The organism is Tabrizicola sp. BL-A-41-H6, from assembly GCF_050632395.1.
Taxonomy (GTDB): domain Bacteria; phylum Pseudomonadota; class Alphaproteobacteria; order Rhodobacterales; family Rhodobacteraceae; genus JAUYQR01.
The window spans coordinates 1,484,935-1,509,053 of sequence record NZ_CP192600.1; the positions used below are offsets into that span (position 1 = coordinate 1,484,935).

The 24,119-nt window shown below is 66.5% G+C and carries 25 protein-coding genes; 17 read left to right on the top strand and 8 right to left on the bottom strand.

The genetic code is table 11. The features are described 5' to 3' along the window. Positions 1–74: 74 nt before the first annotated feature. Both ACROUL_RS07425 and murD read left to right on the top strand, forming a co-directional pair. Positions 75–779 carry a gamma-glutamylcyclotransferase gene (locus ACROUL_RS07425; RefSeq protein ID WP_431298877.1) on the top strand — a complete coding sequence of 235 codons (705 nt, stop codon included), beginning with the start codon at positions 75–77 and terminating at the stop codon, positions 777–779. A gap of 204 nt (positions 780–983) precedes the next feature. Continuing rightward, positions 984–2,384 carry a UDP-N-acetylmuramoyl-L-alanine--D-glutamate ligase gene (gene murD, locus ACROUL_RS07430; RefSeq protein ID WP_431298878.1) on the top strand — a complete coding sequence of 467 codons (1,401 nt, stop codon included), beginning with the start codon at positions 984–986 and terminating at the stop codon, positions 2,382–2,384. Between the two features lie 4 nt (positions 2,385–2,388). On the opposite strand, the gene ACROUL_RS07435 is transcribed toward murD, so the two are convergent. The 3 genes from ACROUL_RS07435 to ACROUL_RS07445 are packed head-to-tail and all read right to left on the bottom strand — an operon-like array spanning position 2,389 to position 4,767. Next, complete coding sequence (locus tag ACROUL_RS07435; protein ID WP_431298879.1) at positions 2,389–2,919, bottom strand: dihydrofolate reductase family protein; 531 nt, start codon at positions 2,917–2,919, stop codon at positions 2,389–2,391. A gap of 1 nt (position 2,920) precedes the next feature. Then, complete coding sequence (locus tag ACROUL_RS07440; protein WP_431298880.1) at positions 2,921–3,982, bottom strand: Gfo/Idh/MocA family protein; 1,062 nt, start codon at positions 3,980–3,982, stop codon at positions 2,921–2,923. Continuing rightward, on the bottom strand, positions 3,982–4,767 hold the full coding sequence (locus tag ACROUL_RS07445; protein WP_431298881.1) for a ThuA domain-containing protein: 786 nt from the start codon (positions 4,765–4,767) through the stop codon (positions 3,982–3,984). Before ACROUL_RS07445 ends, ACROUL_RS07440 begins: the two co-directional genes overlap by 1 nt. Before the next feature lie 135 nt (positions 4,768–4,902). Between ACROUL_RS07445 and ACROUL_RS07450 the strand changes: the two genes are divergently transcribed. The 8 genes from ACROUL_RS07450 to ACROUL_RS07485 all read left to right on the top strand — a co-directional run bounded on the left by ACROUL_RS07450 (position 4,903) and on the right by ACROUL_RS07485 (position 12,311). Continuing rightward, positions 4,903–5,262, top strand: a complete 360-nt coding sequence (locus tag ACROUL_RS07450; RefSeq protein ID WP_431298882.1) for a winged helix-turn-helix domain-containing protein — start codon at positions 4,903–4,905, stop codon at positions 5,260–5,262. Positions 5,263–5,322: 60 nt separating this feature from the next. After that, entirely contained in the window at positions 5,323–6,081 is a 759-nt protein-coding gene (gene modA / locus ACROUL_RS07455; protein ID WP_431298883.1) for a molybdate ABC transporter substrate-binding protein, read from the top strand. Further along, a complete protein-coding gene (gene modB / locus ACROUL_RS07460) occupies positions 6,078–6,776 on the top strand; it encodes a molybdate ABC transporter permease subunit (RefSeq protein WP_431298884.1) in 699 nt (232 codons plus the stop codon). Before modA ends, modB begins: the two co-directional genes overlap by 4 nt. Next, entirely contained in the window at positions 6,773–7,846 is a 1,074-nt protein-coding gene (modC, locus tag ACROUL_RS07465) for a molybdenum ABC transporter ATP-binding protein (protein ID WP_431298885.1), read from the top strand. The genes modB and modC overlap by 4 nt, the downstream gene beginning before the upstream one ends. A gap of 305 nt (positions 7,847–8,151) precedes the next feature. Beyond that, complete coding sequence (locus tag ACROUL_RS07470; protein ID WP_431298886.1) at positions 8,152–9,279, top strand: extracellular solute-binding protein; 1,128 nt, start codon at positions 8,152–8,154, stop codon at positions 9,277–9,279. 174 nt (positions 9,280–9,453) lie between these two features. Beyond that, a complete protein-coding gene (locus ACROUL_RS07475; RefSeq protein ID WP_431298887.1) occupies positions 9,454–10,539 on the top strand; it encodes an ABC transporter ATP-binding protein in 1,086 nt (361 codons plus the stop codon). 3 nt (positions 10,540–10,542) lie between these two features. Next, positions 10,543–11,466: an ABC transporter permease gene (locus tag ACROUL_RS07480; RefSeq protein ID WP_431298888.1), complete on the top strand. Its 924-nt coding sequence runs from the start codon at positions 10,543–10,545 to the stop codon at positions 11,464–11,466. Between the two features lie 11 nt (positions 11,467–11,477). Continuing rightward, complete coding sequence (locus ACROUL_RS07485) at positions 11,478–12,311, top strand: ABC transporter permease (protein WP_431298889.1); 834 nt, start codon at positions 11,478–11,480, stop codon at positions 12,309–12,311. An 80-nt stretch (positions 12,312–12,391) separates the two neighbouring features. On the opposite strand, the gene ACROUL_RS07490 is transcribed toward ACROUL_RS07485, so the two are convergent. The 3 genes from ACROUL_RS07490 to ACROUL_RS07500 are packed head-to-tail and all read right to left on the bottom strand — an operon-like array spanning position 12,392 to position 15,473. Continuing rightward, a complete protein-coding gene (locus tag ACROUL_RS07490) occupies positions 12,392–13,189 on the bottom strand; it encodes an alpha/beta hydrolase (protein WP_431298890.1) in 798 nt (265 codons plus the stop codon). Continuing rightward, positions 13,186–13,986, bottom strand: a complete 801-nt coding sequence (locus ACROUL_RS07495; RefSeq protein ID WP_431298891.1) for a methyltransferase domain-containing protein — start codon at positions 13,984–13,986, stop codon at positions 13,186–13,188. The genes ACROUL_RS07490 and ACROUL_RS07495 overlap by 4 nt, the downstream gene beginning before the upstream one ends. After that, entirely contained in the window at positions 13,962–15,473 is a 1,512-nt protein-coding gene (locus ACROUL_RS07500) for a UxaA family hydrolase (protein WP_431298892.1), read from the bottom strand. Before ACROUL_RS07500 ends, ACROUL_RS07495 begins: the two co-directional genes overlap by 25 nt. A 92-nt stretch (positions 15,474–15,565) precedes the next feature. On the opposite strand from ACROUL_RS07500, the gene ACROUL_RS07505 reads away from it, so the two are divergent. The 3 genes from ACROUL_RS07505 to ACROUL_RS07515 are packed head-to-tail and all read left to right on the top strand — an operon-like array spanning position 15,566 to position 18,106. Further along, positions 15,566–16,261, top strand: coding sequence for a GntR family transcriptional regulator (locus tag ACROUL_RS07505; RefSeq protein WP_431298893.1), 696 nt, complete (start codon positions 15,566–15,568; stop codon positions 16,259–16,261). Then, positions 16,261–17,223, top strand: coding sequence for a sugar phosphate isomerase/epimerase family protein (locus ACROUL_RS07510; protein WP_431298894.1), 963 nt, complete (start codon positions 16,261–16,263; stop codon positions 17,221–17,223). Before ACROUL_RS07505 ends, ACROUL_RS07510 begins: the two co-directional genes overlap by 1 nt. Then, a complete protein-coding gene (locus ACROUL_RS07515) occupies positions 17,216–18,106 on the top strand; it encodes a PfkB family carbohydrate kinase (RefSeq protein ID WP_431298895.1) in 891 nt (296 codons plus the stop codon). Before ACROUL_RS07510 ends, ACROUL_RS07515 begins: the two co-directional genes overlap by 8 nt. A 101-nt stretch (positions 18,107–18,207) precedes the next feature. On the opposite strand, the gene ACROUL_RS07520 is transcribed toward ACROUL_RS07515, so the two are convergent. Continuing rightward, entirely contained in the window at positions 18,208–19,239 is a 1,032-nt protein-coding gene (locus ACROUL_RS07520; RefSeq protein WP_431298896.1) for an aldo/keto reductase, read from the bottom strand. A gap of 92 nt (positions 19,240–19,331) precedes the next feature. On the opposite strand from ACROUL_RS07520, the gene ACROUL_RS07525 reads away from it, so the two are divergent. The 4 genes from ACROUL_RS07525 to ACROUL_RS07540 all read left to right on the top strand — a co-directional run bounded on the left by ACROUL_RS07525 (position 19,332) and on the right by ACROUL_RS07540 (position 23,519). Beyond that, positions 19,332–20,144, top strand: coding sequence for a BtpA/SgcQ family protein (locus ACROUL_RS07525; RefSeq protein WP_431298897.1), 813 nt, complete (start codon positions 19,332–19,334; stop codon positions 20,142–20,144). 8 nt (positions 20,145–20,152) lie between these two features. Next, positions 20,153–21,232, top strand: coding sequence for a M42 family metallopeptidase (locus ACROUL_RS07530; RefSeq protein WP_431298898.1), 1,080 nt, complete (start codon positions 20,153–20,155; stop codon positions 21,230–21,232). Further along, positions 21,229–22,701 (top strand): FGGY-family carbohydrate kinase, encoded by a 1,473-nt coding sequence (locus ACROUL_RS07535; protein WP_431298899.1) that lies wholly within the window; start codon positions 21,229–21,231, stop codon positions 22,699–22,701. The genes ACROUL_RS07530 and ACROUL_RS07535 overlap by 4 nt, the downstream gene beginning before the upstream one ends. Positions 22,702–22,787: 86 nt before the next feature. Further along, entirely contained in the window at positions 22,788–23,519 is a 732-nt protein-coding gene (locus ACROUL_RS07540) for a creatininase family protein (RefSeq protein ID WP_431298900.1), read from the top strand. 56 nt (positions 23,520–23,575) lie between these two features. Here ACROUL_RS07540 and ACROUL_RS07545 read toward each other — a convergent pair whose 3' ends face one another. Continuing rightward, positions 23,576–24,031, bottom strand: a complete 456-nt coding sequence (locus ACROUL_RS07545) for an RbsD/FucU family protein (protein WP_431298901.1) — start codon at positions 24,029–24,031, stop codon at positions 23,576–23,578. Positions 24,032–24,119: the final 88 nt, after the last annotated feature.

The window sequence follows — 24,119 nt, forward strand, 5'->3', positions numbered from 1 at the left end:
CTACCACACTACGCGGGCTTGCCTGAAAGGCCCGCGCGGGTTTAGCATCGGTCATCGCTGCCAAAGGCCTGCCCATGCCGCGCCAGATGCACCTGACACCCGACCTCGTCGCGCGTGTGCCGCCGCATGACGGCCTGACCGGCCTTGTCTCCACCCGCACCGACCGGCCCAGCGACGACGACTATGCCGCAGCGGTGGCGCAAATCCGATCGCATGGCCCGGCGTCCGGCGAGGTCTGGATCTTCGCCTACGGCTCGCTGATCTGGAACCCGGAATTCGATTTCGACACCGAACGCCTCGGCACGGTCCAGGGCTGGCACCGCTCGTTCTGCCTTGGCTGGGTGCGCATCTACCGCGGCACTCCGGAACGCCCGGGCATCATGCTGGCGCTGGATCGCGGCGGGTCGTGCCGTGGGGTGGTGTTCCGGCTGCCGCCCGATGCCGTCGACGAAAACCTGACCCGCATCCTGCGCCGCGAAATGCCGATCAAGCGCGAAACGCTGCCCTGCCGCTGGCTTACGGTGCGCACCGACGAAGGGCCGGTTCGTGCGCTGGCGTTCCCGATCAGCCGCGCCAGCCCGGCTTATCTGGCCGACCTCACCGAAGACGTGGTGGTCGAGGCGCTGGCGACGGCCGCCGGTGAACGCGGCACGATGGCCGAATACCTCGCCTCCACCGTGCAGCACCTCGAGGATCGCGGCATCCATGACCGCTACCTTTGGCGGCTCCAGCACCTCGTTGCCGCCCGCATCGCCGCGCTTTATCCCGAGACCACCTGATCGTGACGGCACGGGCTGCGGCAAAGCGCGGCGAATATTCCTAACAAACCCTTACCCATGCCCCTAACCCCTTGATCTTGTTGCGCGGGAAAAATGTCCCACGGTGGGACACGCCATCCCCTCTTCCCCTTTCCCCTTTGCTCAAATATCCCACGGGGGGTGCGGGGGGTGTGAAACCCCCCGCCCTTTCGGAAAGGGCACGCGATGATTCCAGTGATCGGCTACAGCGGCCAGAAGGTCGCCGTCCTCGGCCTCGGCCGCTCCGGCCTCGCCACCGCCCGCGCCCTCGCCGCCGGCGGCGCCGAAACTCTCCTCTGGGACGACAGCCCCGAGGCGCGCGCGAAAGCCGAGGCCGAAGGCTTCACCCTGACCGACCTCACCCGCGCCACCGCCTTTGAGGGCGTGGCCCTCCTCGTCACTTCCCCCGGCATCCCCCACCTCTACCCCTTGCCGCACAAGATCACCGCCCGCGCGCTCGACGCAGGCGTGCCGGTCGACAACGACATCGGCCTTTTCTTCCAAAGCTACGCCACGTCCGACTGGGAAGGCTTCGATCAGGCCCCGAAGATCGTCGCCGTCACCGGCTCGAACGGCAAATCGACCACCACGGCCCTCATCCATCACATCCTCAGCGAAGCCGGCCGCCCCACCCAGATGGCCGGCAACATCGGCCGTGGAGTGCTCGACCTCGACGCCGCACAGGACGGCGAGGTGATCGTCCTCGAACTTTCCAGCTACCAGACCGAACTTGCCCGCGCCCTCACCCCTGACATCGCGGTCTTCACCAACCTCTCGCCCGACCATCTTGACCGGCACAACGGCATGGGTGGCTATTTCGCCGCCAAGCGCCGCCTCTTTGCCGAAGGCGGCCCAGACCGCGCCGTGATCGGCGTCGACGAACTGGAAGGCCGCTTTCTTGCCGGCCAGCTTGCGCAAGGCGCCGGCGACGACCGGGTGATCCGCATCTCGTCGGGCCAAAAGCTCGAAGGCTTCGGCTGGTCGGTCTTTGCGCGCAAGGGCTTTCTCGCCGAATGGCGCAAGGGCCGGCAGGTCGCCTCGATCGACCTGCGCGCGGTTTCCGGCCTGCCCGGCGCCCACAACCACCAGAACGCCTGCGCCGCCTACGCCGCCTGCCGCAGCCTCGGCCTTGCGCCGAAACTGATCGAAGAGGCGCTGCACAGCTTTGCCGGCCTGCCGCATCGCAGCCAGCTTGTCGGCGAACGCGCCGGGGTCCGGTTTGTGAACGACAGCAAGGCCACCAACGTCGACAGCGCTGCCAAGGCGCTGCAAGCCTTCCCCAAGATCCGGTGGATCGCTGGCGGTATGGGCAAGGACGGCGGCATTGCGGCCCTGCAACCGTTCCTCGGCACGGTGGTCAAGGCCTACCTCATCGGCCATTCCGCCCGCGATTTCGCGCTGCAACTCGGCGAAACCCCGCACGTCATCTGCGAGACGATGGAGCGTGCCGTCGCACTTGCCGCAGCCGAGGCCGAGGCAGGCGAAACCGTCCTTCTTGCCCCCGCCGCCGCCAGCTTTGACCAGTATCCGAACTTCGAAAAGCGCGGCGAAGATTTTACCCAGCGGGTTAGGGATATCCTCGCCTAGCCGGTCAGCCGGGCAGGTAGGTCAGCCGCACGACATCGTCGGTGATCCGGTCGCTGCCCTGAAACCGAAGGCGCGGCACCGCGCCCGCGAAGAACGGTTTGCCGCCGCCCAGCACGACCGGGTGGTAGTGAAGCCGGTACGCATCGATCATACCCAATTCGCCTAGGCTCTGCACCAAGACCGTACCGCTGACCGCCACCTCACCGGGCACATCGTTGCGGACTTTGCGCAACACGCCTTCGACATCGCCTGAGACCAGCGTGGTGTTCGGGCCCACGTCCGTCAGCGTCCGCGAGACGACCCATTTCGGCTTGGCCACCCACTCGTCGGCAAAGGCGCGGTCGGCGTCGTCCCATTCCGGCTGCGCGGTTTCCCAGTAGCGCATGATCTCATAGATCTTGCGGCCGTACACACTGGCCGAAGCCTCGCGCAGCTGATTGGTCCAATACTGGAACAGCGGCGCATCCGGCATGAAGGCGCGGTGATCGACGTAGCCGTCCAGCGACACGTTCATGCTGCACACGAAAGTCGCCATGTCACGCCCCCACTTCTTGCTTGAGTCCGCCCGCCGCCGCCGATGCCTCTGCCTGATCGAGCAGCCTTTGCAACAACGCGCCTCGGGCGAAATCCGGTTCCGGCACGCCTTCGCCCCGGATCGCCGCGATGAAACGCTGATAGACCGTCGGCACCGCCGGACACTCTACCTCGCGCCACGTCGCCGTCAGCATGTCCTCCCCGACCGAGGCGCGCAGACGGCTGACCGCGTTCTCAAAGCTTACCTCAAGCCCGCCCTTTTCGCCATAAATCCGCAAGCGCAGGTCGTTCAGATGGCCTGAAGCAAAGCGCGTCGCAGCAACCGTGCCGAGCGCGCCGTTGTCCAGCACCACCTGCATCGTGGCGCTGTCGTTGGCGTCCAGCACATACTCCCCGATCCGCCCCCCCGGCGCCTTGTCGAAGGTGGCCAGCAGACATGATACCTCGCGCGCGCCCATGCCCGCCACGAAGGTGGCAAAGTCGAGGATATGGATGCCCACATCTCCCAGCACCCCCTTCGATCCATGCGCAGTCGACAGCCGCCACAGCCACTGCGCCTCGCGGTCCCAATGACCCCAAGCGGGTTGGGTCAGCCAGCTTTGCAGATACGACGCCTCGAAATGCCGGACGGTGCCGATCGCCCCATCGCGCACCATCGCCGCGCCCTTCTGCAGGGCGGGCACGTTGCGGTAGGTCAGGTTGACCATGTTGACGACCCCCGCCCGCGCCGCAGCCTCCGCCATTTCGGTGGCTTTGGCGGCATTAGTGGCCAGCGGCTTTTCGCACAACACATGCTTGCCCGCTGCGATCACCGGCATCGTGGTGGCGTAATGCGCCGCATCGGGCGTCACGTTGGTGACAGCATCGAACTCTCCCCAACTCAACGCCTCGTCAACCGAGGTAAATCCGCGTTCGATGCCGTGCCTTGCGCGAAACGCTGACAGATTTTCCACACGCGTATCCACCCCACCCACCAGGGTGACGCCGGGGATCGCTGCAAACGCCTCGGCATGGTTGTTCGCCATGCCGCCGGTGCCGATCACCAAAAGCCGGACGGGTTGCATCACCGATACCCCGCTTCGCCGTCATGGTGCAGACGCGGGCCACGTTCCACGATCGGCTCCAAAGCCTCTGTAACCGGCCGGTTCGGCGCATCGTTTGGTGCGGCGATCCGCGCCGCAGGGTTGTGCGCCCATCGAACACCGTTCGCGATGATCCGCTGCACCAGCGGCAGGTGATAGGTTGGATAGGTCTCATGCCCCGGACGGAAGTAGAACACATTGCCCGCCCCGCGCTTGTAGGTCAGGCCGGACCGGAACACCTCGCCGCCCTGAAACCATGAGATGAACACCGTCTCCAAGGGTTCAGGCACGCCAAAGGGTTCGCCATACATTTCCTCCTGCTCGATCTCGAAATGGTCGGGGATGCCCGCCGCGATCGGGTGGTTGCGGCTGGTGACCCAAAGCCGCTCACGCTCGCCCGCCTCGCGCCACGACAGGTTGCAGGGCGCCCCCATCAGCCGCTTGAACGGCTTGGAAAAATGCGCCGAATGCAGGAAGATGATCCCCATTCCGCCCCAGACCGCATCGCAGACCCGCTCCACGATCTTGTCATCCACATCGCCATGCGCGGCATGGCCCCACCAGATCAGCACGTCGGTCGCGGCCAGCTTTTCGGCTGTCATGCCATGCTCGTCATCCTGCAGCGTCACCGCCGAGGCGGCGATCCCGTCCTCGCGGTTCAGCGCCTCGGCAATCGTGCCATGCATGGTCTTGGGATAAACCTCCGCCACGACCTTGTTCTTGTGTTCGTGGACGTTTTCGCCCCAAACGGTGACGCGGATGCTCATGGCGGTCTCCCTCGGGCCCGGCGGGCCATTGCTGCAAGTCAGGCGGGCACGCTAGTCCCCAAAGCGCTTTCAATCAAGATGCGGGCGCTACGAAAGGCGCTTGCCAGCCGGGCGCCAAGCGCGGATCGTGCGGTCATGACGTCGACCTCGCTTCGCCTGCGGCTTTTGTTTGATGACCGGCTGGTCCTTGGCCCCGGCAAGGCGGAACTGTTGTCCGGCATCGCAGCGACCGGCTCGATCTCGGCCGCCGGGCGCGCGATGGGCATGAGCTACAAGCGCGCCTGGTCGCTCGTGGAAGAACTCAACGCGGCCTTCGCCACCCCCCTTGTCGTCAGCGCGCGCGGTGGGGCAGGGGGCGGCGGCGCCAGCCTGACCGAAACGGGGCAGACCGTGTTGGATGCCTACCGCTCGATTCTGGCGCGCACCGAAGCCGCCTGCGCCGAGGATGTCGCCCGCATCAGTGCCCTCCTTTGCGATATGTCCGGGCGGAAATAACGCTTGCCAACCCATCCCGGCCTCCTGCTATGCTTTGCGCCTATCTTGGAGAACCTGCCGATGTCCGTCTGGCGCCTTGCCGCTCTGCTGTCCCTGCTTTCGCTTCCCGTTTCTGCGGGTGAGGTCACGGTTTTTGCGGCCTCCAGCCTGAAGACCGCGCTGGATAGCGTGGCCGCCGCGTGGCAGGCCGAAACCGGCAACAGCACCGCGATTTCCTATGCCGGCAGCCCTGCCTTGGCCAAGCAGATCATCGCCGGCGCCCCGGCCGAGTTGTTCCTCTCTGCCGCGCCCGAATGGATGGACAGCGTGGAGAAGGCGGGCCTCCTGCGGCCCGAAAGCCGGGTCGACCTGCTGGGCAACCAGCTTGTCCTGATCGCCCACGGTCCCGCCGCAGCCCCGATGCCGCTTGACGCCTCGACCGATCTCGCGGCGCGCCTCGATGGCGGCAAGCTGTCGATGGCGATGGTCGACAGCGTCCCCGCCGGCCAATACGGCCGCGAGGCACTGGTCGCCCTCGGGCTGTGGGACAGCGTCAAGGACAGCGTCGTGCAATCCGAAAACGTGCGCGCGGCCTTGCAGTTCGTCGCCTTGGGCGAGGCGCCGCTAGGGGTGGTCTACCTCTCCGACGCCATCGCCGACCAGGACGCCGTCAGCATCGTCGCCACCTTTCCCGAAACCAGCCACCGCCCGATCATCTACCCGGCCGCGCTGACGACCCTTGCCTCGCCCGAAGCTGCGGCCTTCCTCGATTACCTCTCCTCCCCTACCGCGCAGGCACTCTTTGCGGCGCAGGGCTTCACGATGCTGGGCGCCAAGTGACCAACCCGCTCAGCGCCGAGGAATGGCAGGCGGTGCTTTTGTCGCTTCGCGTCTCGGTCTGGGCCACGCTTCTCAGCCTGCCCCTCGGCATCCTTGCAGCCCACGCCCTGGCGCGCTGGACCTTTCCGGGGCGAACGCTGTTGAACGGTCTGGTCCACCTGCCGCTCATCCTGCCCCCGGTCGTCACCGGCTACCTCCTCCTCGTCACCTTCGGTCGCAGCGGCCCGGTCGGAGCGTTCCTTTACGACACCTTCGGCATCACGCTGGCCTTTCGCTGGACCGGGGCGGCGCTGGCCGCCGCCGTGATGGCCTTTCCCCTGATGGTCCGCGCGATCCGCCTGTCGATCGAGGCGGTCGACCCGCGTCTGGAACAGGCCGCCGCCACCCTTGGCGCATCGCGGCCCGTGGTGTTTCTGACCGTGACCCTGCCGCTGATCCTGCCCGGCATCGTTGCCGGCGCGATCCTCGCCTTCGCCAAGGCGATGGGCGAGTTTGGCGCCACCATCACCTTCGTCTCCAACATTCCCGGCCAGACCCAGACCCTGCCCTCGGCGATTTACGCCTTCCTGCAGGTGCCGGGGGGCGAATCCTCCGCCCTGCGCCTTGTCCTGATCTCGGTCGCCGTGGCGATGACCGCCCTCATCGCATCGGAATGGGTGTCGCGCCGCATCGCGCGGCGGGTGGGTGGCCAATGACGTTGCGGGTATCGCTTCAGCACCGGCTGGGCGACTTTGCGCTTGATGTGGCGTTCGAGGCGCCCACGGGGCTGACCTGCCTTTTCGGGCGCTCCGGCTCTGGCAAGACCACGGTGGTCAACGCCGTGGCGGGCCTCTTTCGCCCCGATGCGGGGCGGGTGGACCTTGACGGTGTCACCCTTTCCAATCTGCCGACACCTGCACGTCGCGTCGGCTATGTGTTTCAGGACGCGCGGCTTTTCCCCCACCTTACCGTGCGCCAGAACCTGCGCTATGGCGGCTTTGTCCGCCGCCGCCCTGTCGCGGGCCTCGACCAGATCGTCGCCCTCCTTGATATAGCCCCGCTCTTGGACCGCCGCCCCGCTGCGCTGTCGGGTGGCGAGAAAAGCCGTGTCGCCATCGGGCGCGCGCTGCTCTCAGACCCGCGCCTCTTGCTGATGGATGAACCCCTCGCCGCGCTGGACGAGGCGCGCAAGGCCGAGATCCTGCCCTATATCGAACGCCTGCGAGACGAGACCGGCCTGCCGATCCTTTACGTCAGCCATTCCCTGTCCGAAGTGGCCCGCCTTGCCACCACGATAGTGGTTATCGAGGCGGGCCGCGTGATCCGGTCGGGACCGGCGGCCGAAATCCTGTCCGATCCCGACACTGCCCCGATCCTCGGCTTGCGTGACGCGGGGTCCGTGCTGACCGCCCGAATTGCCGCGCAGGACGCGGATGGCCTGACCCGGCTGGAAACCGGGGCGGGCCCTTTGTGGTTGCCGGCGATCTCCGGCCGGGTTGGAGGCGAGGTGCGCATCCGCATTGCGGCACAGGACGTGATCCTGTCACGCACCCGCCCCGAAGGTCTGTCGGCGCTGAACATCCTTCCCGGTGTCGTTCTGGCCGTGCGCCCCGGCGACGGCCCCGGAATGCTGGTGCAGCTTGATGTCGGCGGCCAGCGCCTGCTGGCCCGCATCACCCGACGCTCTGCAATCGCGCTTGACGTGCGGCCCGGCCAGCCGCTCCACCTGATCGTGAAATCCGTGGCGGTGTCGCAAGGCGATGTCGGCGTCACAGCCGCAGGTTGAGGCCGCCGCGCCCCGATCGCGCCCTTTGCCCGCCGTTGTGCCGCAATAGCATGCGCGCCCATCTCTCCCCGTGGCCAAATGCGGAAAAGTTACCGCCGGATGGCTGACGTGACGCAATGCTCCGTTGACAGCGCCACCCACAAGCAGCGTAAGGTTTCGCCGCAGGCCGCTGGGGGATCTTCTGCCGAACCAATGTTACAGAAGATGAGCAACGTGCCGCTGCGTCTGAGCGACGGCTGCAAATAACCCGGCGTGAACCGGAACAACCCGTCGCCAAGATTTATCGACAACTAGGGAGACTGACCTTGAAACATACCACCTCCGCCTTCAGCCGCCGCCGGTTCCTGCAAGGGTCCGCCGCCGGCATGGGCATCCTCGCCGCTCCGGCGATCATCTCGTCCAAGGCACTTGCTTCATCGGGTGAAATCAACTTCACCGGCTGGGCTGGCTACCCGGCGCTTGCCGAAAAGGTATTCCCGGCCTTCACCGCCGCCACCGGCATCACCGTGAACTTCACCGAACAGCCTGATCAGGACACGATGCTGGCTCAGGCCAAGATCGCCCTCGAAGCCGGCGGCGTCGACGTGATCGAGCCGACCATCGACCGCGTCGGTGCGTGGAACTCGAACGGTCTGCTCGGCGCTTGGGACGAGTCCAAGCTGGCGATGGGCAACTACCTGCCGGGCCTCGCTGACGGCGCGGCTGGCGAGCGTTCGCGTGCCGATGGCAAGCTTCTCTACGTCCCGTCGAACTGGGGCACCGAGGCGCTGGTCTACAACAAGGAAAAAGCTGTCCTTGGCGATCCGCCGTCGCTTGGCGCGCTGTTCGACCCGGCCAACCAGGTCGTTCTGCGCCCTCATTCGGCGCTTGCCGCAATGGGCCGCTGGCTCGACGCGACCGGCAAACTGCCGCGTCCGTGGATGGACGGCTACACCGACATGGCCGCAATGGTCGAACTTTGGGACATCGCGCTGGCCGAGGCAGTCAAGGCCAAGGGCAACGTCGTCCAGTTCTGGTCGGGTGAAAACGAAGCCAACGCCGGTTTCGTCGCGAACGGCGCGACCGTCGGCCTGTGCTGGGATTCGACCGGCTATAACCTGCGTAACGACGGCTACGGCTACATGGCTCCGGTCGAAGGCGCCTTCGCCTGGCACCAGGGCTTCGTGCTGATGAAGAATGCCACCAACGTCGACCAGGCGCACGAATTCGCCAAGTGGGTCTCGACCGCCGAAGGCTCCGCCCTCTGGGCCACCGCCTTCTCGTCGAACCCGGTCGGCAAGGGCGGCGCTGACGGCATGGATCCGGCCGTGGCCGAATACTACAACTCGGCCTTCGACGACGCCAAGCTCGCCGCCCTGTGGTGGTGGCCCGACCAGTCGGCCGAATTCCTCGCCAAGCGCGGCGAATACGCCGACAAGTACAAGGCCTCCTGATCCTTGGTCTGAAATCTGTGCACGCCGGGTCGGAAACGACCCGGCGTGTGCATTTCCGACGCCTGTTGGACCGAAGGGCGTGATCCGTCTGGCTATAGCCATTGCGCGGTCGCCTCGGCCTCTTTAGCTTGACTGACAAGCCAATAAAAAACGACCTGGGGATGGGACGCCACAATGAGCGCTGGGATTGATCTTGATAACGTCGTCTGCGATTTCGGTTCGTTCCGCGCGGTCGACCATGTGAATGTGTCGATCCAGCCGGGAGAGTTCTTTTCCTTCCTCGGCCCCTCCGGCTGCGGCAAGACCACGATCCTGCGCATGATCTCGGGCTTCATCGAACCGACCGGCGGCGTGATCCGCATCGGCGGCAAGGATGTCCGGGGCCAGCGCCCGAACCAGCGCCCGACCGCGCTGATCTTCCAGAACCTGGCACTTTTCCCCCTGATGCCGATCTGGGAAAACATCGCCTTCGGGCTTGAAGTGCGCGGCGTCGACAAGGCCACCCGCCGCAAGCGCGCCGAGGAACTCCTCGCCCTGGTGGACCTGCCCGGTGCCGCCGACAAGATGGTCAGCCAGCTGTCCGGTGGCCAGAAACAGCGCGTCGCCATCGCCCGCGCGCTGGCCGTCGAACCGCAGGTCATGCTCCTCGACGAGCCCTTGTCCGCGCTTGACCTCAAACTCCGCCAGCACATGCGCGCCGAACTGCGCGCCATCCAGAAACGCACCGGCGTGACCTTCATCTACATCACCCACGACCAGGGCGAGGCGCTGGCCATGTCCGACCGTGTCGGCGTGATGAGCCAGGGCCGCCTGCAACAGGTGTCGAACCCGCGCGACATCTACAACAACCCCGTGAACGGCTTCGTGGCCTCGTTCGTCGGTGAAAACAACGTGCTGACCGGCAGCGTCGCCGCGCCGTCCGGCGGATTCGCGGTGATGGATACACCCCACGGCCGCTTCCGCGCGCGCATTGCCGATGGCGTCTCGGGGCAGGGCGTCAAGCTCTACGTCCGCCCCGAACACATGCGCTTCAGCGACAGCCCGACCGCCGAAAACTCCACCCCCGTGACCGTCACCGAGGTCGCCTTTGAGGGCAACTTCATCTCGGTCCACGCGCAATCAGACAGCGGAATGACCTTCCTGTCGGAACTCAGGAACGACGGCTCCGCCCCGGTTCCCGCCGTCGGCACCCGGCTTCATGTCAGTTTCGACCCCGCCGTCGCCGCGATCCTGCCCGACGCCTCCGTCTCAAGGGGCTGATCCATGCACGACATGTTCAAACGCTACGGCACCGGCCTGACGACGATGATCCTTCTGGTCACCGCCTTCTGGATCCTGATCCTGCTGATCCTGCCGAACCTGACCATGTTCGAAAGCTCGTTCCGCCCCTACCTTCCGGTAACCGAGGTGGGCGGGCCGAAGGATTTCTATTCTTTCGCCAACTACGGCCGCATCCTTGGCGCCAATGCCGACATGACGGTGCTTGGGCTCACCTTCGAGGTGCCGGTTCGCGTCAAGGTCTTCATCCTGACGATCTTCTATTCCGCCGTCGTCACCCTCATCACCTTCGCGCTGGCCTATCCTCTGGCCTATTACCTCGCCAAGATCGTGTCGCCGAAATCGCTGCCGACGCTGTTCTTGCTGCTGTTCGTGCCGCTCTGGGTGTCGGAAATCCTGCGCTCCTTCGCATGGTTCATCATCCTCGCCTTCAAGGGCCCGCTGAACGTCGCCCTGATGTCGCTTGGGATCATCGACAGCGAAATCCGCTGGATCGCAGGCTTCAGCCCGGTGATCATCGGGCTTGTCTACACCTACGTCCTGTTCATGCTGTTCCCGCTCTACAACGCCATGCAATCGCTGGATTCAAACCAGATCGAGGCCGCCGAAGACCTTGGCTCGCCTTGGTGGCGCACGCATTGGCGGGTGATCCTGCCGCACGCCAAACCCGGTATCGCGTCGGGAGCGGTCATGGTATTCATGCTGTCCGCAGGCTCGCTGCTGGTGCCATCGCTCCTCGGCTCCACCACATCGGGCTGGTTCACCCAGACCATCCAGGGCGTGATGCTGGAAGAGGCCGACTGGAACACGGGTGCCGCCTTTGCCTTCCTCCTCCTCATCGTCTGCACGCTCTTTGTCAGCCTTATGATGCGGGTGTTCGGCGTGCGCCTGTCGGACATCGCGAAATGAGGGGGGCCGCCATGCACAAGACCCGCGACCTTCTGGGCCACGTCTACATGACGGCCTTCCTGATCTACCTACTGGTGCCGCTTCTGGTGATGGGCGGGGCCGCGTTCAACGACAGCAAGTTGCCGACCATCGTGCCGTGGGTCGGTTTCACCGACCGCTGGTTCATCGACCTGTGGAACGACAGCCGTGTCTGGATCGCGTTCCGAAACACCATCCTCGTGGCACTGGGCGTCGTAGCACTGGCAGTACCGATCGGCACGGCGGGCGCGATCCTGATCAACTCGATCTCCGGCCGCTGGCGCGCCACGCTTTATGGCTTGATGGTCGCGCCGATCCTGATCCCCGGGGTCGTCATCGGCATCTCGACGCTGCTTTTCTGGAACAACTTCAACGTCGGCGCGGGACTGCATCTGTCGGTCCTCGGGCAGGTCAGCTACATCGCGTCCTTCGTGATGCTCCTTGTCCTTGCCCGCCTGCAAAGCTTTGACGCGGGCCTCGAAGAAGCCGCCCTCGATCTCGGCGCCAGTCATTCCCAGGTGATGCGCCGCATCCTGTTGCCGCATCTTTACCCGGCGATCGGGGCAGGGGCGGCGATTGCGTTCTTCCAGTCGATCGAAAACTTCAACGTCACCCTCTTCACCCGTGGCGGGCAGGATACGCTGACAGTCTACGTCTTCTCCAAGGTCCGCTCCGGCATCACCCCCACGATCAACGCGCTTGCGCTTTTGTTGATCCTGTTCACCCTCGGCCTTGCGATCTGGTGGGAGTTTACCCGCCGCCGGAAAGCCCGCATCGAGGCGGCGCGGGAGGCTGAGGCGCGGCGGGCGGAGGAAGCGTTGGCGTGAAGCCTGTCCCACCGTGGGACACTTCTGAGAGTCTTGGTAAACCAATGGGTTAGGTGGCGAGTTAAGGTGTTGTTAGGGGTCTAGAGCCCCTGCAGCAGCGTATCGCAGAGGGCCGATTGTGGATCGGCCAGATCGTCGATCACGTTGAAATGGTGCTTGCCGGGCTGGGCGGTCCACGGGCATGCCCATTCCTCGGACAACACCCGCGCCTGCCACAGAAACGCTGGCCGCTCCTCCGCGCCAACCCAGACATGCGCCGAAACACCCGCACGCAAGGCCAGCCGAGCGGGACTTTCCGCCGCCGCCTCGGCCTCGTCGATCTGCAACACGCCGTTCATCGCCGTCGCCCGCAACGGCTCCAACTCCGTCAAGGGCGAGATCGGCACCACCCGCACCACCGGCAGATCCAGATCCGCGCAGCCCATCCGTGCCGACAGATGCCCGCCCGCCGAATGGCCCGTCACCACCATCGGCCCCGCCACTCGCGAAGCCACCATCCGGCAGGCCTCGGCGATCTCGGCCGTCATCGCCCCGATCCGTGCCTCTGGGGCAAGCGTGTAGGACGGCATCGCCACCGCAAACCCCCGCGCCAAAGGCCCCGCCGCCAGATGCGACCAGAGGCTGCGGTCGAACGCCTTCCAGTAGCCGCCGTGAACGAAGACGACCGTTCCCCGCACCTCGCCCTGAGGATGAAACAGGTCCAGCACCTGACGCGCGCCCGGACCATAGGGCAGGCCGATGCCGGCACGCGCCCCAAGAGCCGCGCGGAAGCGGGCGGCGTCGGCTTCCCAGCGCGGCGGATAATCGGCGGCACCGGGGATGAAATCGCCGTTGGCGTAATCGCGGTCCGGGTCATGCGCGGAATATGCCGGCCTCATGGTTTCACCGCCGACAGATGCGTCGGGCAATGTTCGCCCGCGTCCAGCACCGGGATCATCTTTTCCCAGATCGCGATGTTGCGGTCGACAAAGTCCTTGCCCACCCGATCCTCCGCCTTGCGCCCCAAGGGTCCCTTCAGCCGCGCCAACTCGTCCCGCGCCTCGCGCCGATACCATTCGTTGCGGGGCCGCGTGACAACGTCGACGAACCCCGCCGCCTCCATCGCCGCTCGGTATTCCGCCGCCGTCGCCATCCCGAAATCGAGCCCCTCCGCCGCGACATAGGCCTGCATCGCCGCCGACGGCGTTTCCGACCCCGCCAGCCAGTCCGACGCAAGGAACCGCCCGCCGGGTCGCAGCACGCGGAACACCTCGGCCATCAAGGCCCGCTTGTCATGGATATGCACGATGGAATCTTTGGAAAATACCACGTCAAAGGTGCCGGGCGGAAACGGCAGCGGGCCCGGCACCACCTTGACCAGCCCGATCCGCCCGGTTAGCCCGCGCGCGGCAATCAGCGCCCGCGCGTGGTCCAGCACCACGTCTTCGACGTCGATCCCGGTGACGTAGCCCGCCCCCAGCCCTTCGACCAGGGCCATAGCCGTGCCGCCCGCGCCCGACCCGATTTCCAGCACCGCCGCGCCGCGGATATCCTCGCCCCCGACGATCCTGCCCACTTCCGCGGTGCCGCCCGGCGACAGGAACCCCTCGCCCCAGATCGCCTCGCAAAGCGCGATCATGTGGGCCGGATAATGGCCCGTCGCGGCCTCGGTCACATCACCGCCCCGATCTGCCAAGGCACGAACTCCGCCCCGCCAAAGCCCAACTCCTCCGACAGCGATTTCTGCCCCGAGGCGACGGCGATGATCCGGTCAAGGATCTCTTCGCCCTTGGCCTCGATGCTCACCCCGTCAAGGATGTCGCCACAGTTGATGTCCATATCCTCGGCCATGCGGGCATACATCTCGCTGTTCGTCGCCAGCTTGATGCAGGGGCTGGGCTTGTAACCCGACACCGATCCGCGGCCTGTGGTGAACACGATCATCGTCGCCCCGCTGGCAATTTGCCCCGTCACCGAACACGGATCATATCCGGGGCTGTCCATGTAGACAAACCCGGGCTCCGTGATCGGTTCCGCAAATTTGTAGACCCCGGCCAAGGGGGCCGTGCCGCCCTTCGCCACCGCACCCAACGATTTTTCAAGGATCGTCGTCAGCCCGCCCTTCTTGTTGCCGGGCGAGGGGTTGTTGTCCATCTCGCCACCGTTGCGGGCGGTGTAATCCTCCCACCAGCGGATGCGCTCCAGCAGCTTTTCGCCCACCTCGGGCTTCACCGCGCGGCGTGTCAGCAGATGCTCCGCCCCATAGATTTCAGGCGTTTCCGACAGGATCGTCGTCCCGCCCATCCGCACCAGAAGGTCGCTTGCATGACCCAGGGCCGGGTTCGCCGTGATCCCGGAATACCCGTCCGACCCGCCGCATTGCAGCCCGACCATCAGCTTTGACACCGGCGCAGGCGCCCGCGCGACACGGGAGGCGACCTCGGCCATCTCGCGCAGCACGCGCAGCCCCGCCTCGATGGTGGCCCGCGTGCCACCCGTCCCCTGAATCGTCATGTAGCGGAAGTTGCCGTCCGGGCGCAGCCGTCCTTGGCCCACAAGGTCTGGCACCTGCATCACCTCGCAGCCAAGGCCCACCAGCAATATCCCTCCGAAATTCGGGTTGCGGGCATAGCCTTTCAGGGTCCGCATCAGGGTGTCGTAGCCTTCGTTCACGCCCGACATGCCGCAGCCGGTGTTGTGGACGATCGGCACGAAGCCGTCGATGTTCGGCATGGATGACAGGATCGGGTCTTTCTCCGCCGCCTCGGCAATGAACCGCGCGACCGAACCGGAACAGTTCACGCTGGTCAGGATGCCAAGGTAATTCCGCGTGCCCACTGTGCCGTCCGGGCGGTGATAGCCCATGAAGGTTTTCGGCTCCAACGGGGGCAGGGGGTGCGATTCCGCGCCGATGGCATAGTCGCTGGAATGTGGCCCCATCCCAAGGTTGTGGGTGTGGATATGCGCGCCCGCCGCGATGTCCTCGGTCGCCTGCCCGATGATCTGGCCATAGCGGATCACCTTTTCACCCTTGGCGATGGCCCGCGTGGCGATCTTGTGGCCGCGCGGCACCGCGCCCGCCAGCGCCACGTCCAGACCGGTCGACCGGTCGCCAGCCCGCAGATCGGCCAAGGCGATCACCACATTGTCCGCCGCGTGCAGCCGGATCACCCCTTCAGCCATGTCAGCCCCTTCCTTGACAGCGTGCAGTCCTTGCCTAACATGTTAGCATGTTACAACCAGCCGAGCCCGCCTCACAAGAGCAGACCGCCGCGATGCGGCTCTTGCCGCTGGCGCAGTTTTCCGGCTCGCTCGGTCAGAAGGTCTACCAGACGCTCCGCCACGCGATCCTGTCCTTGGCGTACAGCCCTGGCGAAATCCTGCGTAAGCCCGACATTTGCGCCGCCCTCGGCGTGTCACGCAGCCCGGTGGCCGATGCGGTGGCGCGGCTGCAGGTCGAGGGGCTGGTCGATGTGGTGCCACAGGCCGGCACCTTCGTCGCCCGCTTTTCAATGCGAGAGATTCGCGAAGGCGCCTTCCTGCGCGAGGCGATCGAGGTTGCAGCGGTCGAACTCGTCGCGCCAACCATCACCGACGACCAACTGCAACGTCTGCGCCGCAACCTCACCGTGCAGGCCGCCCTTGTGGCTGACGGCGACATTCCGGGCTTCTACACGCTGGATGGTGACATGCACGAGATGCTCCTGTCGTTCACCGGCTTTCCGAAATTGGCGCAGGTGTCCGATACCGCATGGCTCCATGTCAACCGCGCGCGCCAGCTGATCCTGCCCGTCCCCGGCCGCATCGAGGCGACGCTGGCCGAACACGCAGCGATCCTCGCCGCCCTCGAAGCCCGTGATCCGGCGGCAGCCCGCGATGCCGTGCGCAGCCACCTGCGCCAGCTTGTCACCTATCTCGAACCTCTGGAACGGGACCGTCCCGATCTTTTCAACCGACCTGAAAGCGCCTGATGACCTTGCCCAACCGTCCCCGCTACGCGGCCCGCCTCAATGCCTTCAAGGTCAAGGGCGGCACCGTGGCCGACATGATCCGCGGGGCCGGGCAGGTGGCTGGCCTTTCCGCTGCCGACCTGAACTATCCCGACCATTTCGAACACCACCAGCCCGCCGACCTTACGCGCCTGCTGGCCGATCAGGGCATGGCGCTGAACGGCCTCGCGATGCGCTATTACACCGAGGCCGGCTTCAAGCTTGGCGCCTTCACCCACCCCGACGCCGCCACCCGCCGCGCCGCGATCGACCTCACGAAGCGCGGCATCGACACCTGCGCCGCGATGGGCGGCACCCAGATGACCCTCTGGATGGGGCAGGACGGCTTCGACTACGCCTTCCAGGCCAACTACGCCCGGATGTGGGATGACACCCTCGCCGCCATCGCCGAGGTCGCCGACCACAACCCCGCCATCGACATCGCCATCGAATACAAACCCAACGAACCCCGCGCCTTCGCCCTGATGCCCGACATGACGACGACCCTTCTTGCGTTGAAGGACATCGCGCGCCCCAACACCGGTGTCACCCTCGACTTCGCCCATATGCTTTACGCCGGCGAAATGCCCGCCCGTGCCGCCCAGCTTGCCGCCCGCCACTCCCGCATCCTCGGCGTGCACCTGAACGACGGCTACGGCAAGCGTGACGACGGGCTGATGGTCGGCACCGTTCACCCGGTGCAGACGGTGGAGCTGTTCGTCGAACTGATCCGCGCGGGCTATGACGGCGTGATCTACTTCGACACCTTCCCCGACCTTTCCGGCCTGAACCCGGCAGATGAGGCCGCGACCAACATCCACCTCACCGACCGCCTGCGCGCCACCGCCGCCCGCCTCGCCACCGACCCCGCCCTTGCCGAGGCGCAAGCCCGCCAGGACGCCGCAGCAACCACCCGCATCGTGACGAACGCGCTTTATGCCTGACCCCGTGATCCTTTCCGCCGGCTCACTCCACCTCGACGTCATCGTCGAAGCCCCCGGCCTGCCGCGCCCCGACCAGACCGTCACCGGCACCGCCGTCACCTACGCCTTCGGCGGCAAGGGCGGCAACCAGGCCGCCGCCGCCGCCCGCGCCGGGGCCGAGGCGCATATGGCCGGCGCCACCGGCACCGACGACTTCGCCGCCACCCTGCGCGCCGCCCTCGACAGCGCGCATGTCCGCCGCGCAGGGGTGCAGACCCACCCCGGCCCCTCCGGCATGTCGGTCGCGATCCTCGATCCCGAAGGCACCTACGGCGCAGTCATCGTCTCGGGCGCGAACCTCCTCTACCGCCCCGAAGCCACCGCTTTCCCCAAACGCTGCGCAGCACTCCTTTTGCAAAACGAAATCCCCGAGGCGGCAAACCTCCACCTCGCCCGCCGCGCCGCCAGCGCCGGCATCCGCGTCATCCTGAACGCAGCCCCCGCCCGCCCCACGTCACCCGAACTGCTGCGCCTCACCGACCTCCTGATCGTCAACCGGGGCGAAGCCGCCGACCTGCTCGGCCTGCCCGAAGCCACCCTCAACCCTGGCGACGCCGCAAAAGCCCTGACCGCCCTCGGCCCCAAGGCCACCATCGTCACCCTCGGGGCCGATGGCCTCGCCGCCGACCGCTTCATCCAAAGCCCGATCCTCGCCAAGGTGATCTCCACCCACGGCGCGGGCGATGCCTTCACCGGTGCGCTGGCCGCCGAATGGGCGCGGGGCATCCCGCTGGAACATGCCGCCCGCTTTGCGCAAGCCGCCGCCTCGCTCCACGTCGCCACCCCGCCTGCCGACCGCGCCGCGATCACTGAAACCGCGATCCGCCAGCGCCTCACCGGCTGAGCCTTGCTCTTTGCCCAAATATCCCTGTGCGGAGCGCACGGAGCCAAGCGGGCCATGCCCGCGCCAGCGACCCCAAAGACCTGCGGTGCCAGCCGCTCCGCTCAGAAACCGCCCGCCACCGGCGCACCTTCGGCAATCAGGCCCTCGGCCTGCAAATCGGCCCAAAGTGCGGGCGGAATCACCGCCGCCGCCGCCGCCACATTGCCCGCCATCTCGGCCACGCCCTGTCCGCCGGGGATCACGCTTACCGTCGCCGGATGCAGCAGCGGAAACCGGAACGCCGCATCCACCAGCCGCACGCCATGCGCGGCGCAGACCGCCTGCAACCGCCCCGCGCGCTCTAGCACCGCCTCCGGCGCGGGCGCATAGTTGTACATCGCTCCCGGTCGCGGCCCGGTGGCAAGTATCCCCGAGTTATACGGCCCGCCGATCACCACGCCCACGCCCCGCGCCGCCGCCCGGTCCATGAACCCCAGCGCCCCCTGCTCCAGCAGCGTATAGCGCCCGGCCAGCAGGAACAGGTCGAAATCCCCCCGCTCCATCAGCCAATCGCAGGCCTCCGCCTCGTTCACCCCGGCCCCGAAGGCCCGGATCACGCCTTCGTCGCGCAACCGTCGCAACGCCAGATAGCCGCCCGCGATGAACTCGCCCAACCGCTCGTCGCGCGCCGCAGCCGACCCGTGGGTGAACACATCCAGATCATGCGCATAAACCACATCCACCCGGTCCAGCCCCAGACGTTCCAGCGAGAACTCAAGGCTGCGCAACACCCCGTCATAGGAATAGTCGAACACCTCGCTGCGGGACGGAACGTCGATCCACTTGCCGATGCCATCGCGCTTGTCGGGATCCACTCGCCGCAGCAGCCGCCCGATCTTGGTCGAGATCACGTAGCTGTCGCGCGGCTTGCCCCGCAGGAACGGGTTCAGCCGGGTTTCCGACAGGCCAAGGCCATAAAGCGGCGCCGTATCGAAATACCGCACTCCGGCAGCCCAGGCCGCGTCCATCACCGCCCGCGCCTCCTCACCCGTCACCGCCTTGAACAGGTTGCCCAAGGGCGCCGTGCCCAACCCCAGTTCGGTGAACCGCAGCCCGCCGTTGCCCAACCGGTCCCATGCCCGCGTTTTCTGCATCGCGCTCTCCTGAAAATCACTGACATGCTAGTATGACGGCGCTTCCAGACCAACTTCTTTCACGCTAGCCTCTCCGCCAACGGAGGATGCGAATGACACGGTTTCAACAGGTTTTCGGCGCGGGAAAGCCCGTGATCGCGATGGTTCATCTTGGCGCGCTGCCCGGCACGCCCCTGCATGACGGGGCCGCCGGAATGGATGGCATCCTCGCCGCCGCCACCGCCGATCTTGCAGCACTGCAAGCCGCCGGGGTCGATGCGGTGATGTTCGGCAACGAAAATGACCGGCCGTATGAACTCAAGGTCGACACCGCCTCCACCGCCGCGATGGCCTTTGTCATCGGGCGCCTGCGCGACCGCATCACTGTGCCCTTCGGCGTCAACGTGCTGTGGGATCCGATGGCCACGATGGCATTGGCCGCCGCAACCGGTGCCGCCTTCGTGCGCGAGATTTTCACCGGCACCTACGCCTCCGACATGGGCCTCTGGTCGCCCGACGCGGGCGCCGCCCGCCGCTACGGCTCGCGGCTCGGGGCAGGGGGGGTGGCCACGCTTTACAACGTCTCGGCGGAATTTGCAGGCTCACTCGACCCGCGCTCCTTGCCCGACCGCGCGCGGTCGGCGGTGTTCTCCTCGGTCCCCGATGCCGTCCTGGTCTCCGGCGCCATCACCGGCGAGGCCGCGCGGATGGAAGATCTGGAGGCGGTGAAACGCGTCCTGCCCACCACCCCCGTCCTCGCCAACACCGGCGTCAAGCACGCCACCATAGCCGAGGTCCTGCGCATCGCAGACGGCTGCATCGTCGGCTCAGCGCTCAAGGTCGGCGGCGACACCTGGGCCGCCGTCGACCCCGACCGCGCGAAGGATTTCATGGACCGCGCCCGCGCCGCACGGGGTGGCCGCTGATGCCGCCGATGCGCGACCTTCTGACCGAACTGATGCTGATCCCCGGCCTTTCGGGCTACGAGGCGCGCGTCGCCCGCGCCATCGCCGCCCACCTCGACAGCATGGGTCTGCCCCACACCTCCGACCGTCTCGGCAACCTCTCCTGCACCATCCCCGGCGATCCGGCACTGCCTTCGGTGATGATCTTCACCCACATGGATCAGCTTGGCTTCATCGTGCGCAAGATCGAACCGACCGGCCTCATCCGCCTCGAACGCCTCGGCGGCGTCCCCGAACGCGCGCTTCCCTCGCAGGCCGTGGTCCTCTCTACCGACGAAGGCGACATCCCCGGCGTCATCGCCAACAAATCCCATCACGCCACCACCCCGGATGAAAAGTACAAGGTCCTCCCCTACGCCGACCTCTACGTCGACGCAGGCTTCACCTCGAAATCCGAGGCCGAGGCGGCGGGCATCCGCATCGGTACCCCCGTCACCTACCTTCCCCGCGTCGTGCCCCTGCACGGCACCCGCCTCGCCGGCACCTCGGTCGACGACCGCGCCGGCTGCGCCATCCTCCTTGCCCTCGCACGCGCGCGGCAAGGCAAACCCGGCCCAACCCTCCACCTCGTCTGGTCGGTGCAGGAGGAGTTCAACCTTCGCGGCGTCCTGCCCGCCGCCACCGCCCTTCAACCCGCCATCGCGCTGCAGATCGACCTCCTCCTCGCCTGCGACACGCCCGACATGACCACCCGCGGCGATGTCACCCTTGGTGGCGGCCCCGGCATCTCGCTTTATTCGTTCCACGGCCGCGGCACCCTGAACGGCGTGATCCCGCACCCCGCCCTCGTCCGTCTGATGGAGGACGCCGCCACCGCCGCCAACCTCCCCCTGCAACGCTCCGCCCACACCGGCGCGCTGACCGACCTGTCCTATCTTCAGTTCATGGGCCCCGAAGGCATCGCCTGCCTCGATGTGGGCTTTCCCATGCGCTACTCCCACTCCTCGCTCGAAGTCGTCGACACCACCGACCTCGACGCCCTCACCACCCTCCTCGACACCGCGCTCGACCACATCACCCCCGACCTCCAGCTCACCCGCCACGCATGACCCACACCCTCGGCATCGACATCGGCACGTTCGAGACCAAAGGCACCCTCGTCGCCGACGATGGCACCATCACCGCCATCGCCAGCCGCCCGCACAAGATGATCGTGCCGCGCCCCGGCTGGGCCGAACACCGCGCCGAGGAAGACTGGTGGGGCGATTTCGTCCACGTCACACGCGAATTGCTGGCTAAATCGGGGCTAGACCCCAAACGCATCCGCGCCGTCGCCACCTCGGCCATCGGCCCCTGCATGCTGCCGGTCGATGCAACCGGCGCCCCCCTGATGAATGGCGTCCTTTACGGCGTCGACACCCGAGCAAGCGATCAGATCGAAGCTCTCAATTCCAGCATCGGCCAGGACCGCATCCTTGCCACCTGCGGCAACGCGCTTACCTCGCAATCCGTCGGGCCAAAGATCCTCTGGCTCAGGGAAACCCACCCCGCCCTTTTCGCCCGCACCGCCAAGGTTCTCACCTCCACCAGCTACCTGACGTGGAAACTGACCGGGCACCACGTCATCGACCACTACACCGCCGCCAACTTCTCGCCCCTCTACGACGTGAACCGGCTCGCTTGGACCGATGCGCTGGCCGATATCCTGCCCCTCACGCACCTGCCCGACCTGATGTGGTCCACCGACATCGCGGGCCACGTCACCGCCGCCGCCGCCGCCGAGACCGGCCTTGCCCCCGGCACCCCCGTCACCTGCGGCACCATCGACGCCGCGGCCGAGGCGGTCAGCGTTGGCGTGCAGTTCCCCGGCGAAATGATGCTGATGTATGGCTCAACCATCTTCATCATCCAAGTCACGGCAGCCCCGGTCCGCGACGCGCGGCTGTGGTATGCGCCGTGGCTTTTTCCCGGCGCCCACGCTTCGATGGCGGGCCTCGCCACCTCCGGCACGCTCACCCACTGGTTCCGCGACCAACTGGCCCGCGACACCGAATTCGCCACCCTCGCGGCCGAGGCGGCGCAGTCCCCAAAGGGCGCCAAGGGCCTCCTCTGCCTGCCGTATTTCTCGGGCGAACGCACCCCGATCCACGACGCACAGGCCAAGGGCGCTTTCTTCGGCCTCGATCTTACCCACACCCGCGCCGACATGTTCCGCGCCGCACTCGAAGGCATTGCGATGGGCACCGCGCATGTCTTCGACACCTACCGCGAGCTTGACGCCACACCCTCCCGCGTCCTCGCCGTGGGCGGTGGCACGCAGAACGCGGTCTGGATGCAGGCCACCTCCGATATCGCCCGCACCCCGCAACTGGTGTGCGAAAAGACCATGGGCGCCAGCTACGGCGACGCCTTCCTTGCCGCCGTCGCCATCGGCGCGGTGATGCCGGACGAGATCACGCGCTGGAACCCCGTCGCCCGCACCGTGACGCCAGAACCCGCCGCCGCCTACGACAGGCAATACCCGCTGTGGAAGGCGCTTTACGCCCAGACAAAGGATATCGCCCATGCGCTGGGGTAAGGGTCTCTTGCCCCGATGCTTGGGCGTCGCAGCCCGCACCACGCGCCTAGGCGTCCGGATCGCGCCTCAAGCCAATCGGTCCTGACATGCAGTTCTCCCACCTCCGCCCACATCAGATCGCCGAGGCCATCGCGGCCAATACCCCCGTCGTGCTGCCCATCGGCGTGATGGAATACCACGGTGAACACCTGCCAGCCGGGGTTGATCTCCTGATCGTTACCGAAACGCTGAACCGCCTTGGCGACCGCGTCCTCGTCTTGCCGCCCTTCGCCTATGGTGCGGCCTCGCATGCCGTCGCCGGCCCCGGCGCGGGCACGCTGCACATCGGGCCGACGACCTTCCTGCCTATGGCCGAGGCGCTGTTCACCGCCCTCCTGAAAACCGGCTTTCGCAACATCCACGGCGTCATTCACCACCAGTCGGAAAACTTCGCTCAAGGCATGCCGACCGACCTCGCCTTTCGCCTCGCCGCGCGCAACGCCACCTTCCGGTATCTGGAGGAGTCGCGGGGGCCAGGCTGGTGGGGCGACCGCGGCATGCAGGATTACTACGCGCAGCACGCCATTGGGGCCGATCCGTTCAACTGGGTCCGCATCCATCCGCTGTTCCCGAAGGGCGCCGATTTTCCCTTCGACCACGCCGGCATCGGCGAAACCTCCCTGATGCTGGCCCTCGCCCCCGAAACCGTCGACATGACCCGCGCGCTTGACGGGGGTCACTGGTTCACCGAAACCGCGCCCGAGGCAACAGCAGCCTACGGTGAAAAGGGCGTGGCCCTGGCACTGGCCCACATGACCACGGCTCTCGGGCTCTCCTGACCCTTCGGGTTTCCCCTTCTTGAAATATCCCCGCCGGAGGCTCCCGCCGCCCGCCCTCAAAGCGCGGGCAGGTCGATCACACCCTTCTTCAGGATAAAGCAGCCATAAGGCCCGCTGTCGGCGGTGCGGATGATCGCAAAGGCCTTGCGCGCGGCGGCATAGAACTCGAACCGCTCCAGCGCCAGCATCTCCACCGGTCGGCCTTCGGCATTGTCCGCCACTGCCTGCATCCGGCCAAAGACCGGCATGTCTGCCGCCGGGTCGCCCACCACCTGCATCCGGGCAATCGGCGCGGGCACGAAGGTATCCAGCGGCATCAGGCTCAGGATCGCCCGCGCCGCCGTAGGAATGTCGCAGCCCGCCATGTCGACCAGCTTGCCATAGGTGGTGTCCTTGGCGATGGACGCGGCAGGATGGTTCACGTCCGCCAGCACCAGATCATCGCCATGCCCCATCAGCATCAGCACATGCACGATTTCCGCCGACAGCCGCTGGTCGATCCCCTTCAGCATCGCCGCTCATCCCCCAATATGTTGACGAATCCTGAATTCAGGCCTGCAAGCCATTGATATTGCTGGACCGGCTGGATGTCCCACCGTG

Excerpts from the sequence above, each read along its gene's own strand:
- ACROUL_RS07425 (WP_431298877.1), top strand. The coding sequence starts at position 75 with ATGCCGCGCCAGATGCACCTGACACCCGACCTCGTCGCGCGTGTGCCG.
- murD (WP_431298878.1), top strand. The coding sequence starts at position 984 with ATGATTCCAGTGATCGGCTACAGCGGCCAGAAGGTCGCCGTCCTCGGC.
- ACROUL_RS07435 (WP_431298879.1), bottom strand. The coding sequence starts at position 2,919 with ATGGCGACTTTCGTGTGCAGCATGAACGTGTCGCTGGACGGCTACGTC.
- ACROUL_RS07440 (WP_431298880.1), bottom strand. The coding sequence starts at position 3,982 with ATGCAACCCGTCCGGCTTTTGGTGATCGGCACCGGCGGCATGGCGAAC.
- ACROUL_RS07445 (WP_431298881.1), bottom strand. The coding sequence starts at position 4,767 with ATGAGCATCCGCGTCACCGTTTGGGGCGAAAACGTCCACGAACACAAG.
- ACROUL_RS07450 (WP_431298882.1), top strand. The coding sequence starts at position 4,903 with ATGACGTCGACCTCGCTTCGCCTGCGGCTTTTGTTTGATGACCGGCTG.
- modA (WP_431298883.1), top strand. The coding sequence starts at position 5,323 with ATGTCCGTCTGGCGCCTTGCCGCTCTGCTGTCCCTGCTTTCGCTTCCC.
- modC (WP_431298885.1), top strand. The coding sequence starts at position 6,773 with ATGACGTTGCGGGTATCGCTTCAGCACCGGCTGGGCGACTTTGCGCTT.
- ACROUL_RS07475 (WP_431298887.1), top strand. The coding sequence starts at position 9,454 with ATGAGCGCTGGGATTGATCTTGATAACGTCGTCTGCGATTTCGGTTCG.
- ACROUL_RS07480 (WP_431298888.1), top strand. The coding sequence starts at position 10,543 with ATGCACGACATGTTCAAACGCTACGGCACCGGCCTGACGACGATGATC.
- ACROUL_RS07485 (WP_431298889.1), top strand. The coding sequence starts at position 11,478 with ATGCACAAGACCCGCGACCTTCTGGGCCACGTCTACATGACGGCCTTC.
- ACROUL_RS07490 (WP_431298890.1), bottom strand. The coding sequence starts at position 13,189 with ATGAGGCCGGCATATTCCGCGCATGACCCGGACCGCGATTACGCCAAC.
- ACROUL_RS07500 (WP_431298892.1), bottom strand. The coding sequence starts at position 15,473 with ATGGCTGAAGGGGTGATCCGGCTGCACGCGGCGGACAATGTGGTGATC.
- ACROUL_RS07505 (WP_431298893.1), top strand. The coding sequence starts at position 15,566 with ATGCGGCTCTTGCCGCTGGCGCAGTTTTCCGGCTCGCTCGGTCAGAAG.
- ACROUL_RS07510 (WP_431298894.1), top strand. The coding sequence starts at position 16,261 with ATGACCTTGCCCAACCGTCCCCGCTACGCGGCCCGCCTCAATGCCTTC.
- ACROUL_RS07515 (WP_431298895.1), top strand. The coding sequence starts at position 17,216 with ATGCCTGACCCCGTGATCCTTTCCGCCGGCTCACTCCACCTCGACGTC.
- ACROUL_RS07520 (WP_431298896.1), bottom strand. The coding sequence starts at position 19,239 with ATGCAGAAAACGCGGGCATGGGACCGGTTGGGCAACGGCGGGCTGCGG.
- ACROUL_RS07525 (WP_431298897.1), top strand. The coding sequence starts at position 19,332 with ATGACACGGTTTCAACAGGTTTTCGGCGCGGGAAAGCCCGTGATCGCG.
- ACROUL_RS07530 (WP_431298898.1), top strand. The coding sequence starts at position 20,153 with ATGCGCGACCTTCTGACCGAACTGATGCTGATCCCCGGCCTTTCGGGC.
- ACROUL_RS07535 (WP_431298899.1), top strand. The coding sequence starts at position 21,229 with ATGACCCACACCCTCGGCATCGACATCGGCACGTTCGAGACCAAAGGC.
- ACROUL_RS07540 (WP_431298900.1), top strand. The coding sequence starts at position 22,788 with ATGCAGTTCTCCCACCTCCGCCCACATCAGATCGCCGAGGCCATCGCG.
- ACROUL_RS07545 (WP_431298901.1), bottom strand. The coding sequence starts at position 24,031 with ATGCTGAAGGGGATCGACCAGCGGCTGTCGGCGGAAATCGTGCATGTG.